Source organism: Haloarcula sp. 1CSR25-25, from assembly GCF_032027985.1.
Classification (GTDB): domain Archaea; phylum Halobacteriota; class Halobacteria; order Halobacteriales; family Haloarculaceae; genus Haloarcula.
In genome coordinates, this window is the sequence record NZ_JAHYBW010000006.1 from 126,153 (window position 1) to 138,408 (window position 12,256).

Genomic DNA, 12,256 nt, shown 5'->3' on the forward strand with positions numbered 1-12,256 from the left:
CGGCGACTCTGCTCAATATATGGCTCGTATCAGCCACCGATAGCCGAAACGCAGGCATCAACTGAATTATTTTATTTCGGGCCTTGTCTTGTCGGATGACGATTGGTTGGTAGCGTCATGGTTGTACGTGTCCAGCCCGATGGTGGCGTTGAGCGGACACTTCTGAGTTGTGGCGGTGACTGTCAGGACTGCCCCGACCAAGACTGCTACTCCTGCAAGGACGAGTCCGAGCGTCCCCGTCGAAAGCGTGATAATTCCGACGAACGCCGCTGCGCCCACGATGATCAGTATCGGTCCGAGAACGAACCGTGCACTCCTGTCGTATCCGCCTACGTTTTTTTGCATACTTTGTTCAGCTCCTTATACGAACATATAGGTTCAGAGACGTATTAAGCATATCTCAAAAACTAGCTAGTACGCGCGCTACCTCGAGGGTGTCGCCACAGCGTACGTGGGCAGCCTCTCGAATCCTCCTCGAACGACAGGCTGGCGAACCAGACGTCGGGCCGATGGCCAGACTCCTGCGTCTCACGTGAGGGGCCCATGCGTGGTCAGAGCTAACACACTCCCCGGAAAAACAAGCCCTGACGCGGAGCGCGCTATTCCGATTCTGAAATTTCGATAGTTAAATGTCAGGCTAGCCTATAATATTCGGATTATTACTTTAATAATCCGGGTATTCCACCAGTGTGTGATGTCATAACAATGGGACTGTTTGGTTCTGAAAGCGGCCAATGCGAACTCTGTGGGGGAAAAGTCACGGGTAACAATGGTCAGAAGTGTTCCGACTGTGGATCCTACATCCACGATCAGTGTTTGAAAGACCGAGGCTTGGTAGATAGTGGTGGAATCATCAGTTCGACTACGGTGAAGTGTCCGCGGTGTGGGAACGTGGGGAAGCCCGGGTGACCCGTCTCACCCTCACGTCAGAACGACCGTGTGTGATACAGGGCGTGTCCGGGGCACAGAATGACACCCCGGCCCAGTTGATACCCCTTCTATCCGGTCTGCCACCCGATGAATGTCTCGAACCCATAGGTAACCCCGAGAAAGACGACAGCGAACACTGACCAACGGAATACATCGAAGGAGCCAGTGAACGCGAGAACGTTGAAAATGTACGATAACGACGCACCAACAAACGCAGCGACGTAGAGGGTCCGTCGGCTGTCCATGCAGGCGCTTCTAACGAACGGGAGTTAGTTCTTTTCCAGTGGGTGACACGAGCAACTCTCACCGGTCGAGTCTGTCGTACGCCATCTCGGGAACTGGTGGTCCGCGGGCTTCGACGGATCCGTTATCGGGATTGTTTCACGTCGTCGTCTTGTCTGGCTGGGAATCGCTTCGAAATTCGTCTGCGTAGTCTCTGACGAACGCTTGCATCCCCCGTGGAGGGCGGCCCAGGAGCCGCCGCTGGTCTTCCTCGACGAACCGACGACCGGGCTGGACCCGAAGGCCCGCAACCGCCTGTGGGACTACTTCCTCGTGTTGTTCACGGAGGTGTGCGGAAACGTCGCCGGCAGCGCGGTCACCCGAGGGATTCCGGGAATCAGTTACGAGACGTATCGTGGTTCGGCGGGACGCTCGACGGCGTCGTTCCCGGCGTGGCTGTCCTGATCGGACCTGACTTCTTGTTGGGTGGTATCGCTGTCTCCCTGCTGTCCCGCGCCTCGAGTTCCGATGTGAGAGAACCGTCTGTGTTTGACATCCGCCTCAGCGTAAACGCGGAGAAATTCCGAGGATGGGGTGACTCATTACTATCACCGAGCGGTATTGTCCAGAGTACCGACAGAAGACATATGCCGATACCATCGGGAGCAAGTCGATATGAGCCAGCCCTCCCGGAGACAGGTCCTTTCTCTTTCCATGACGGCGCTTTCAGCGTCTCTCGTTGGCTGTACACAGGGTAACCTGGAGGATGGGTCGGAAACGGAGACGCCACTCACCGAATATACTGAATCCGGTTGCACGTCGATGTGCGAGGGGACGCAGATAATCGAAGTAGACGTGAGTTCGGGCTTTTCCGGGACCGCCGTACTGGAGGCGAGCTGTCGAGACGACGCGGTAACGATCCAGTCGGGAGAATCAGTCCGGATCGTCCGCGAGGAGGACGCCGCGGCGTGTGGCGTCACCCTGTTTATAGACGGTGAACAGGTGTACGACGAACGGATCGACGGTCACGCCAGTGTCACCGTGACCGTCAGATCAGACGGCGAAATCGACGAGGAGGGGGTTGTGGTCTGAAACTGAAATGAGAGCGGGGAACTCACCTGTTGTTCGATCGCGCTCGCCTGGGCGCTCTCGTTCAGTTCCCGCGACCGCCGAGCAGGTGCTCCAGAGGAACGTGTCCGGACCTGATGAAGCCGCTGTGCTGGCTACACGCTGGGTACTCGGCACCTCGTTCGTATCCGTTGGAAGGGTCCAACAGAGCCGAACGAATCCGGAACTGCAAGGGAGTTAGGTGCTGCTCTCCGGAACCCGCGTCTTCTCCCCGTCGATGAAATCGCGAACCGTAGCTATGACGCGACTGGGGGCTTCCGTCGGACCACCGTGACCGACGCCGTCGAACTCGACGACCCGACTGTCTGGGAGGGCCGCATCCACGGCACGGATGCTGTCCCGGAGGTGGGGTGGTCCCGCAGTCCCGGTCAGCAAAAGTACAGGCGCGTCGACGTCAAGTGTGTCCGGGAGGTGGTACTGTTCGATAGCACGGTTGATTCGTGCGACGTTCTCGGTCAGTGCGACGATATCGGGCCATGGCGGCCACTCGGCGAGCCAGCCATCGAGGTCATCGATTTCGCCACCGTGCATGACCTCGCTGACGTAGAACCGCATCGCCTCGCGTCGCCGTCCATCATCGATTCGCGCCTGCATCTGTGCGGCGAGGTCGGCCTCCGCTCGATAGTCGCCGACCAGGACGGCTGGCTCATACGCGACGACCGTCTGTACCGGAGTGGTTCGTGCGGTCTCGATCGCCAGCAGACCGCCGAAAGAATGCCCGAACAGCACTGGGGTGCCCGAAACCGCATCGATGACGGCACGAACGTCTTCGACTCCACGGTCGAGGCCGTACTCCGCAGAGTCGCCGCTTTCTCCAACGCCGCGTCGGTGCGGCACGATGACCGTGTAGTCTTGGGCGAAGCGCGGAACTATCGGCTCCCAGTACTTGGGGGAAGACCCGCCGTGAAGGAGAACGAGAGGCGGCCCTTCTCCGTGCTTTTCGAATGCGATGCTGGTCCCGTCTGCCGATGTAACTGTCTGCATTGGTGCCTTTCGTCGTTGTAGCGGACGCGGTGGATAGCTGTCTCTCAGTGGTTCGGCCTTTTAACACAGATGGGGGTTCGAGGCCGTGGTTACCTCGGGAAGCAGTAGTCAGCAGTGACACAGCACGCCGATCAGTCGCGTTGAGGTCGACGCGGGTTCCAGAACACGGCCGCAGTTCAGCCACGCCCAGTAAAACACGAGAGACGTGCCGTCACTGGACTTCAGCCCTGGAGGCCCGCCTGAGAAGATGAACCGCGATACCGCCCAGAACGGCGTTAAACCCGAGGAGAACGGCAATAGCAGGAACAACCGTGTTCCAGAGGCCAGTGAAGGCCGTCACCTCGAAGACCGACATCACGTCCTCTCCGAGCATGAGCGCCCGGATACCGTCGACGCCGTACGTGATGGGGTTGGCGACTGCGACTGCCTGAATCCAGTCAGGGAGGATGTCAAGCGGAAGGAACGCGCTCGAAACGAATAGCAGCGGGAACGTCAGGAGGTTCGCAATCATTACGGTGGGTCGTCTTGCCGGCCCCGTTGGGACCGAGGAACCCGAAGAACTCGCCGTCTTCGACGTCGAGTGAGACGCCCCGGACGGCTTCGGTTCCATCGTCGTACGTGACGTGGACATCCGCTGCATCGATAGCAGTTTGTCCCTTCGAGGTATCCGTCTCGTCCGCTGAGTGGTCTCCAGCCTGTTGCAATGCCATAGGCGGGTAAAACATCGCGACCGTTCCGGGTAGGCGATGCTCGAATTCGTGCGGGCGCTCAAGTTCCCGCCCGTTACGGAGGAGTCGTTCTCTCTTAGTTGGGGAGCGGCGGCCACGTCGTCGCCACGGTTTCCTCGATGAGGTGGGTCTGTGCACGGCGCAGCCGTTCGGATACCGAGGACGGAGAGATGTCCAGTTCCGCGGCGACGTCTTCCAGGGAGGCCTGTCGGGGGATGGCGAAATAGCCCAGTTCGTAGGCGATCCGAAGCGCCTCGTGTTGGCGGTCGGTAAGTCCGTCTCCCGGCGGCTCGGACTCCCCGTCTCGAGTGAGGCGGTGTAACCGGAAGTCAGCGTTCCGCTGCCAGAACGAGGAGAACTTGCTGAACGCATCCCGGTCGGCGAACCAGCCGGTCTGTCGCCACCCCGCTGGAATCACGTCGATCCGCTGGATGATAGCGTCGGCCGTCGCGAGCGCTTCGAGGCCTGCGAGGTCGTCGAGATGCTCACCGAGTTGCTCCTCCAGACTGAGTGCCGGGAACACCTGGTATCGGCGGGTTTCGCCGGCCTGTCCGACGAGCGTCCACTCCCCAACGTCGTATGCCTCGCTGAGCGCGGCCTCGACGTTCGACTGCGAGCCGTCCTGAACGGTGACGAGAAACAGAGGTCGGTTCCCGTGATTGTACTGCATCTCAAGCACCAGCGTCGCGTCAGGTGCGCTCGCCGCCACTCCGGCGAGCGGTAACGCCTGACAGCCGATGTCGAATTCAGCGACGAGCCCCATATGTGGTGTATCTGTTGGATTGTACCGGGAAGTGACGAAATCGGGCCGAAACCGGGAGTGTCAGTCGTCGGCCGGTTCCACGACGCTGTCGAGTCCGGTCATCTCCAGCCCGCCGCCGATGGTGCGGTTCGGGTACGGGATGTTGATGTCCTCCGCGTCGAACCGCTCCTTGACCGACGTGACGTACTCGCCGCGAGTCTTGACGAAGTCGGCGCGGCTCGGGTCCTTGATCCAGATACGGGACTGCAGCCCGACCGAGGAGTCGCCGAGTTCGGTCAGTCGGACCGAGGGCTCGGGGTCGTCCATGATACCTGGGTGGTCTCTGGCCTCTTCCAGAATTATCTCGGTCGCCCTGTCGATGTCGTCGTCGTAGCCGATACCGAACAGGAACTTCAGTCGGAGCTGTTCCTTGGCGACGGGGTTCTTGATGACGCCGTCGGTCAGATTCGAGTTCGGCACGGTCAGTAGCTCGTTGTCGAACGTTCGGACGCGGCTAACACGGAGGCTGATGTCCTCGACGACGCCGGAGTTGCCGTCCCACTCGATCCAGTCGCCGATCCGGAACGGCTTGTCGGTGTAGATGAACACGCCGGCGACGAAGTTCTTGATGACGTCCTGCATCGCGAAGCCGATAGCGAGCGTGGCCGCGGCGGCGATGGTCGCCAGCGACTGCAGGAAGTTCCCGTACTCGGCCATCCCGAAGGCGACGGAGATGGCGACGAACACGATACCGATGCTGACGACCTTCTTCAACGGTCGCCGGGCGTGGGTATCGAGGTCCCGGGACTTGAGCGAGCGGTCGACAATCGGTAGCACGATGGCCTTCCCCAGGACGTAGACGAGGACGAACACGACGACGAACACCGCCGCCGAGGCGATGGAGCCGGCCGCCGGCACGCCCAGGCCAGAGAGCAGGTCGGCGAGCGGTTGGACCTGCATCATTTCTCGAACACCGCGGTATGGCCCCGCACCTGAATCACGTCAGCGTTGACCATCTCGGCCAGGTCGTCGGCCAGTTCCTCGGCCGTTGTGCCGCCCCGGGACGACCGGAGGAACTTGACCTTCACGAGGTCCGTATGTTCGAGCTGGTCGTCGAGTTCGTCCGCCACGGACTCGATGCCGTGTTTACCGACGCGGAGCGTCGCGTCGAGGTCGTGTATCCGCGACTGCTTAGAAGTTTCACTCATGTACACCGTTTAGCGAGGACAGCCCCTTAAAACCAATAGTCGTAAAGAATGCTCAGTCGTACGGGTAGCGGGACTGTGCCCCACAGTCGCACGTGATGACGACGTGGCCGGACTGCGTTCGCGAGCGGGCGTTCCGTCCGTGAAGCAGGTACGTATCGCAGGCGTCACACGTCGACCGCTCGAAGGACCGCGGCAGGCGCAGGCGGTGGCGTTCGGCGATGCGGCGAGCGCGACGGACGTACGACCGGGCGCGTTCCTCGTTGCCGGCCTCGACGGCCTCGCGAGCGAGCGACTGGAGGCGCTCGATCCGTTCACGGGCGATGGTCGCCTCGTCCGTCATTGGCGGTACTGGGTCGGCGGCGGGAAAATGCCTTCCGGACGAGCTAGCAACTGCGCTGTCATGGTTTGGGTACTTTGTGAACAGCCAGAAAGCCCCGAGACGCCGGGCTACTGCGACTCTCACGGCTCGCTTCGCTCGCCGTTCGAGTAGTCGCGGCGCGGAGCGCCGCACACTCGCTGTGCGCTTCGCTCACTCAGTGCGCTCCAGTGCTTACTTCGTCTCGAACGCCCAGCGTCTCGCCCCTTTCAGTCCCACCTGTAACTGTCAAACCAGCCGACACGGGTGGGACTGAAAGGGGGCTCTCTGGCTGTTCTGAACGTTTGTTTGGTAAGTGAACACTTCTAATCACAGCCCCACAAGTGAAGTCGGTAGGATTTTCGGCCCGGCCGGAGTGGCCCGAGACGTGCGCGTCCTGAACTATCTCGAACTGGCCGACCGCCTCGACCGGTCGGGTATCGGCACCGCCGTGGACCACCAGCGGGCGGCGCTGTCCGGGACCGACATCGAGGTGGAGACGACGCCCTGGCAGGAGGGCCATCCGGCGTGGGCACTGGGGGGGAATTTCGCCTTCAACGACCCGGTGTTCCGCGAGTTCGACATCGCCCACTGCAACATGATCGGCCCGGGCTCCCTCGCCGTGGCCCGGCACGCGTCGCAAGCCGATATCCCGCTCGTGCTGCACGCCCACGTCACCCGCGAGGACTTCCGGGACAGCTTCCGCGGGTCGAACCTGGTCGCGCCGGCGCTGGGCCGGTACCTGCGGTGGTTCTACTCGCAGGCCGACCTCGTTCTCTGCCCCTCCGAGTACACGAAGGGTATCCTCGAAGCCTACCCGGTCGACGCGCCGATACGGCCGATGACGAACGGCGTCGATATCGACGCGCTGGCGGGCCACGAGGATATGCGCGAGGACTACCGGCATCGGTACGACCTGGACGGGATGGTCGTCTTCGCCGTCGGCAACGTCTTCGAGCGCAAGGGGCTGACGACGTTCTGTGAACTCGCCCAGGAGACGGCGTACGACTTCGCGTGGTTCGGCCCCTACGACGCCGGGCCGCAGGCGTCGAAGACCGTCAAGCGGTGGGTGAACGACCCGCCGGAAAACGTCACGTTCACCGGCTGGGTCGAGGACATCCGCGGGGCGTTCGGGGCCGGCGACGTGTACCTGTTCCCCACGAAGGCCGAGAACCAGGGCATCGCCGTGCTGGAGGCGATGGCCTGTGGGAAGGCCGTCGTCCTCTCGGACATCCCGGTGTTCCGGGAGTACTACGAGGACGGCCACGACTGTCTCATCTGTGCGGACGAGGCCGAGTTCCGCGAGGCGCTGAAGCGGCTCGCCGAGAACCCCGACCTGCGGGAACGGCTGGGGGAAAACGCCAGGGAGACGGCCAGAGAACACAGTCTCGACCGGGTCGGCCGGCGGCTCGTCGAAACGTACGAGGAACTGGCCTGAGCGACGGTCGGGGCGCTCCTTACGCCGAAACCGGTTCACTGTCGACGGAGAGCGTCGGCGAGCGCCGCCAGACGACCGCGACCAGCGCCGCGCCGACCAGAACCAGCGCGCCGGCGACGGTAAACGCCAGCAGGAAGCCGTACCCGCCGAGCCAGCCGCCGAGTATCGACCCGAGACCGCTCGCCAGCCCGGAGACGGCGGTGTAAATACCGAGCGCTTCGCCACGAATCGCCGACGGCGCGAGTTTGGTGACGACGCTGGCCGCGGTGACGGCGATGACGGCCCAGGCGACGCCGATGAGGGCGAACACGACGCCGTTGATAAGCATCCCGACGAGCGTCGCGGACAGCAGGAGTCCCACGACGGCGACGGCCGGATGGAGCGCCGCGCGTGAGAGCAGGCCCCCGACCTGGAGCCCGCTCGGGTCGTATCGCTCGGCGAGCGCGCCAGCGCGGTCGTACCACAGCGCCGACCCGACGCTGGAGACGAGATACAGCGCGAAGACCAGTCCCGAGCCGTAGCCGAGCGTCCGCGAGAGATAGAGGGGGAGCGGCCCCCAGAACACGCCGAATCCGACGAAGAAGGCGACGACACCCCCGAAGTAGACAGTCAGCGCCGGAGAGAACCGGGCCGCGACCTCCCGGGGGTGTATCGACCGCGTGAGCCAGTACAGCCGGCCCGGACCGACCGGGAACGTCGCGCTCCTGACCGGGAGCCGACGCGACCGGGCGACGGCCCGCGCCAGCCGACTGGCCCGCGGGCGGGCGAGTTCGTCGGGGTCTGACGGCAGCCATTTCGCCGCGAGAAACGCCGACAGTCCGACGGCGGCCGCACACAGCCACAGCAGCGACTGCTGTGCGGGAATCTCACCGAGCAGTCCCGAGAGCAACGTCGTCCACACGAGCCCGAGGACCAACCCGCCGGCCCAGCCCCAGCCCTGGTAGCGGTTCAGGACGGCGAACCGCGCCGGCCAGTCCCGCTCGACGGTTCCGACAGTGACAAGCAGCGTCAGTATCGGCGCGACCGCGCCCGCTGCGAACCACAGCAGGCCGTTGCCGACGATGACCAGCCACGGCCGCTCCGTGAGCGAGACGAGTACCAGCGCGAGGACCGCCAGTCCCAGCGCGAGGAGAACGAGCGAGCGGCGCTTCCCGGTCCTGTCAGCGACGCGTCCGAAGATGAGCGCCCCGGGCGCGCCCGCCGCGGCGGCCACCCCGGCGAGGACGCCGAGCATGAACGTCTCACCGCCGATGGCAACGAAATACAGCGGCACGAGCAGCGAACCCGCGCCCAGCGCCACCGATGCGAGCGCCCAGGCGTACAGCCAGCCGTCGCGGTCCATTTACCACACACTCTACGACGAGCCCTGAAAAGGACTCTGGCACCCGACAGCGATGACAATCGTCTGACGGGTGGCGTGCCAATGGCAACGGTTTAAGCCCTGGTACTGCTACGCCGCGGCGATGGCACTGCCGCACGTCGCGACGTTTACCGACACGTACCTGCCGACCGTCAATGGGGTGACCTATACGGTCGAGACGTGGCGGGACCGCTGGCGCGACCGCGGCGGCCGCATGGACGTGGTCTATCCGAAAAGCGACCACGACCCGTCCGAGAACGAGTACCCCGTCCGGAGCCTGCCGTTCCCCTTCTACGAGGGGTTTCGCCTCGGGATGCCCCAGATACCGAAGGGGGTCCGGGACGCCGAGGTGGTCCACGCCCACACCCCCTTCAGCCTCGGTATGGCGGGCCAGCGACTCGCCGGCAAGCTCGACATACCCTTTGTCGCGTCGTATCACACACCGACGAGCGAGTACGCCGAGTACGTCTCGTTCAACGGCGCCGTCGAGTCGGCGGTCCGCTCCAGCGCCGAGAGCTACGAGCGCTGGTTTCTGAGCCGTGCCGACACCGTCATCGCGCCGGGCGAGCGCGCGGCGACCCACCTCCGGGAGTCTATCGACCTCGACACGAGGGTGACGGTCGTCCCCAACGGCGTCGACACGACCGTGTTCGAACCGGTCGACACGGCCGCCTTCCGGGACCGCTATGACCTCCCCGACGGGCCCGTCATCGGCTACACCGGCCGCCACGGCTACGAGAAGTGCTTAGAGGACATCATCACCGCCTGCGAGGGGCTGGACGTGACTGTCGTGTTCGGCGGCGACGGCCCTGCTCGCGAGTCGCTCGAAACAACGGCCGAACACAGCGACGTCGACGTTCGCTTTCTCGGCTTTCTGGACCGCGCGGAGCTCCCCGAACTGTACTCGACGCTGGACGTGTTCGCGTTCCCCAGTCCCGTCGAGACGCAGGGCCTGGTCGCCCTAGAGGCCAACTGCTGTGGCACGCCCGTCGCCGGCGTCGACGCCGGCGCACTCAGCGACACTATCGAGGACGGCGAAACCGGCTACTCATACGACGAGGGCGACATCGACGGCTTCCGCCGGGCTATCGAGCGCGTCCTCGACGAGCGGGAACTGCTGCGGGAGCGCTGTCTGGCCCGTCGGGACGCGGTCAGTGTCGAGCACGCGATCGACAAGCTGGTCGACGTATACGACAGCGTGCTGTAGCTACCGCTCGGTTCGCGCGGTTCAGGCCCGCGAGTGCGACCAGCCGACACCGAAGGCCAGTCCGTTGAGTGTTCCCAGCAGTATCCCGAGATAGAAATCACCCAGCGAGACGGCCAGTATCAGGCCGGCCCCGATTCCCAGTGCCAGTCCTTTCAGGACCGTCGGCCAGTGGAGCCAGCTCAGCCGCCCGTCGTCGTCGCTCATACGCTCTCTCGGGTCGCCATCGAGTAAACTGTACCCATTCACGGGCGACCGCGGCGGTCTCGACGTGCGTTCTCAGGCCAGCGCGCTGCCGGCCCGGATGATCTCCCGTTCGCCAAACGCCGGTCCGACCAGCTGAAGCCCGACCGGCAGCCCGTCGTCGGTTTCGCCGGCCGGGACGGAGATGGCCGGGAGGTTCGCGAGGTTCACCGGGGTCGTGTTGGCGTCGGCCAGATACATCGTGAGGGGGTCCTCGAGGCTCTCGCCGCGTTTCATCGGGGGGACGGGCATCGTGGGCGAGGCGAGCACGTCGGCGTCCTCGAGCGCCTCGTCGAAGTCCTGTTTGACCCAGGCACGGGCGTCCTGGGCCTTCTTGTAGTACTTGTCGTGGTAGCCCGCCGACAGGGCGTAGGTCCCGAGCAGAATCCGGCGCTTGACCTCCTCGCCGAAGCCCTCCTCGCGGGCGTTGGCGAAGGACTCGTTCCAGTTGCCGTCGTAGCCGCCGGAGTGCCCGTAGCGGACGCCGTCGAACCGCGCGAGGTTCGAGGAGGCCTCGGACATGGCGATGACGTAGTACGCCTCGACGGCGTGTTCGACGCTCGGGAGGTCGACCTCGTGGTAGGTCGCCCCCTTTGCTTCGAGGTCGTCCAGCGCCGTCCAGAACGTCTCGACGACGTCCTCGTCGGCCCCGTCCAGCAGTTCCGTCGGAACGCCGATGGAGAGCCCGTCGACGTCGCCGTCGGCGGCCGCCGCGTAGGAGCCGTCTCCCTCCGGCGCTTCCTGGGTCGTCGCGTCGCGTTCGTCCGGCCCGGCGATGACGTCAAGCAGTTCCGCGGCCGCCCCGACGCTCGGCGCGATGGGGCCGATCTGCTCGAGGCTGTTGGCGTAGGCCACGAGGCCGTACCGGGAGACCAGCCCGTAGGTGGGCTTGATGCCGACGACGCCACAGAAGGCGGCCGGACAGCGGATGGAGCCGCCGGTGTCGCTCCCCAGCGCCAGGTCGGCGTCGCCGGCGGCGACGACAGCGGCCGAGCCACCGGAGGAGCCGCCCGGCACGCGACCCTCGGCCACGGGGTTCTCGACGGGGCCGAACGCAGAAGTCTCGGTGGTCGTCCCCATCCCGAACTCGTCCATGTTCGTCTTCCCGGGGATGGTCGCGCCGGCGTCTTTCAGCCGCTCGACGACCGTCGCGTCGTACGGCGGGACGTAGTCGGAAAGCATCGCCGAGCCACAGGTCGTCCGGACGCCCTCGGTGGAGATGTTGTCCTTGACCGCGACGGTCTTGCCCGACAGCGGGCCGTCGTCGTCCCCTTCGATGGTCTCGTCGGAGATATAGCCGTTGTATGCCGTCATCTACGACACCTTCGGCCCTTTGAACTGCCCCTCTTCGGTGTCGCTGGCGTTCCGGAGCGCCTCCTCCTGTGAGAGGCTCGCGCGCGTCTCGTCGGGGCGCATCACGTTCGAGAGCTCGGCCTCCCGTTCTGTCTCGGGGACGTCGTCGAGCGCTTCGAACGCGTCGAGAATGTCGCCCAGCTGCTCGGTGAACCGCTCGATCTCGTCGTCTGCGAGGTCGACACGGGCGAGGTCGGCGACGTGCCGGACCTCCTCGGGATCGACGGCGGGGTCGCTCATGTCGGGCCGGAGTGCTGGACACGCGGTAAGCGTTTCGAAACACCGGGGCGAGCTATAGGATGGTTAACAGGTACCGGACGGAATACACAAGAATTGCCAATTCTTGTTTCCCCTTCGGAAA

At 64.3% G+C, this 12,256-nt stretch carries 14 protein-coding genes and 2 pseudogenes; 4 read left to right on the top strand and 12 right to left on the bottom strand.

From position 1 onward, the window contains the following. Positions 1-66: 66 nt before the first annotated feature. Complete coding sequence (locus tag KZ498_RS16970; RefSeq protein WP_312620315.1) at positions 67-345, bottom strand: DUF2892 domain-containing protein; 279 nt, start codon at positions 343-345, stop codon at positions 67-69. Between the two features lie 1,032 nt (positions 346-1,377). Here KZ498_RS16970 and KZ498_RS16975 point away from each other — a divergent pair. After that, a complete protein-coding gene (locus KZ498_RS16975; protein WP_312620590.1) occupies positions 1,378-1,617 on the top strand; it encodes a hypothetical protein in 240 nt (79 codons plus the stop codon). A 210-nt stretch (positions 1,618-1,827) separates the two neighbouring features. Next, positions 1,828-2,244 carry a hypothetical protein gene (locus KZ498_RS16980; RefSeq protein WP_312620317.1) on the top strand — a complete coding sequence of 139 codons (417 nt, stop codon included), beginning with the start codon at positions 1,828-1,830 and terminating at the stop codon, positions 2,242-2,244. A 213-nt stretch (positions 2,245-2,457) separates the two neighbouring features. Here KZ498_RS16980 and KZ498_RS16985 read toward each other — a convergent pair whose 3' ends face one another. The 7 genes and pseudogenes from KZ498_RS16985 to KZ498_RS17015 form a co-directional block, all read right to left on the bottom strand. Then, a complete protein-coding gene (locus KZ498_RS16985; RefSeq protein WP_312620320.1) occupies positions 2,458-3,264 on the bottom strand; it encodes an alpha/beta hydrolase in 807 nt (268 codons plus the stop codon). A gap of 211 nt (positions 3,265-3,475) precedes the next feature. Beyond that, a pseudogene (locus KZ498_RS16990) lies at positions 3,476-3,781 on the bottom strand (ABC transporter permease); the annotation flags it as partial. Position 3,782: 1 nt separating this feature from the next. Beyond that, positions 3,783-3,974, bottom strand: a pseudogene (locus tag KZ498_RS16995) (daunorubicin ABC transporter ATP-binding protein); the annotation flags it as partial. Between the two features lie 94 nt (positions 3,975-4,068). Further along, positions 4,069-4,755 (bottom strand): helix-turn-helix domain-containing protein, encoded by a 687-nt coding sequence (locus tag KZ498_RS17000; RefSeq protein ID WP_312620322.1) that lies wholly within the window; start codon positions 4,753-4,755, stop codon positions 4,069-4,071. A 60-nt stretch (positions 4,756-4,815) separates the two neighbouring features. Further along, positions 4,816-5,694 carry a mechanosensitive ion channel family protein gene (locus KZ498_RS17005; RefSeq protein ID WP_312620324.1) on the bottom strand — a complete coding sequence of 293 codons (879 nt, stop codon included), beginning with the start codon at positions 5,692-5,694 and terminating at the stop codon, positions 4,816-4,818. Continuing rightward, complete coding sequence (locus KZ498_RS17010) at positions 5,694-5,942, bottom strand: YhbY family RNA-binding protein (RefSeq protein ID WP_312620326.1); 249 nt, start codon at positions 5,940-5,942, stop codon at positions 5,694-5,696. The genes KZ498_RS17005 and KZ498_RS17010 overlap by 1 nt, the downstream gene beginning before the upstream one ends. A 52-nt stretch (positions 5,943-5,994) precedes the next feature. Continuing rightward, positions 5,995-6,282 carry a ribonuclease P protein component 4 gene (locus KZ498_RS17015; protein WP_312620327.1) on the bottom strand — a complete coding sequence of 96 codons (288 nt, stop codon included), beginning with the start codon at positions 6,280-6,282 and terminating at the stop codon, positions 5,995-5,997. A 403-nt stretch (positions 6,283-6,685) separates the two neighbouring features. Between KZ498_RS17015 and KZ498_RS17020 the strand changes: the two genes are divergently transcribed. Beyond that, positions 6,686-7,735 (top strand): glycosyltransferase family 4 protein, encoded by a 1,050-nt coding sequence (locus KZ498_RS17020; protein WP_312620329.1) that lies wholly within the window; start codon positions 6,686-6,688, stop codon positions 7,733-7,735. Positions 7,736-7,754: 19 nt separating this feature from the next. Here KZ498_RS17020 and KZ498_RS17025 read toward each other — a convergent pair whose 3' ends face one another. Beyond that, positions 7,755-9,077 carry an MFS transporter gene (locus KZ498_RS17025; RefSeq protein WP_312620330.1) on the bottom strand — a complete coding sequence of 441 codons (1,323 nt, stop codon included), beginning with the start codon at positions 9,075-9,077 and terminating at the stop codon, positions 7,755-7,757. A 121-nt stretch (positions 9,078-9,198) separates the two neighbouring features. Between KZ498_RS17025 and KZ498_RS17030 the strand changes: the two genes are divergently transcribed. Then, entirely contained in the window at positions 9,199-10,302 is a 1,104-nt protein-coding gene (locus KZ498_RS17030) for a glycosyltransferase (protein ID WP_312620331.1), read from the top strand. Between the two features lie 21 nt (positions 10,303-10,323). Here KZ498_RS17030 and KZ498_RS17035 read toward each other — a convergent pair whose 3' ends face one another. From KZ498_RS17035 to gatC, 3 genes are all read right to left on the bottom strand, one after another. Next, on the bottom strand, positions 10,324-10,506 hold the full coding sequence (locus tag KZ498_RS17035; protein ID WP_312620332.1) for a hypothetical protein: 183 nt from the start codon (positions 10,504-10,506) through the stop codon (positions 10,324-10,326). Positions 10,507-10,578: 72 nt separating this feature from the next. Further along, positions 10,579-11,856, bottom strand: a complete 1,278-nt coding sequence (gene gatA / locus KZ498_RS17040) for an Asp-tRNA(Asn)/Glu-tRNA(Gln) amidotransferase subunit GatA (protein ID WP_312620333.1) — start codon at positions 11,854-11,856, stop codon at positions 10,579-10,581. Continuing rightward, entirely contained in the window at positions 11,857-12,135 is a 279-nt protein-coding gene (gatC, locus tag KZ498_RS17045; RefSeq protein ID WP_312620334.1) for an Asp-tRNA(Asn)/Glu-tRNA(Gln) amidotransferase subunit GatC, read from the bottom strand. Between the last annotated feature and the right edge of the window lie 121 nt (positions 12,136-12,256).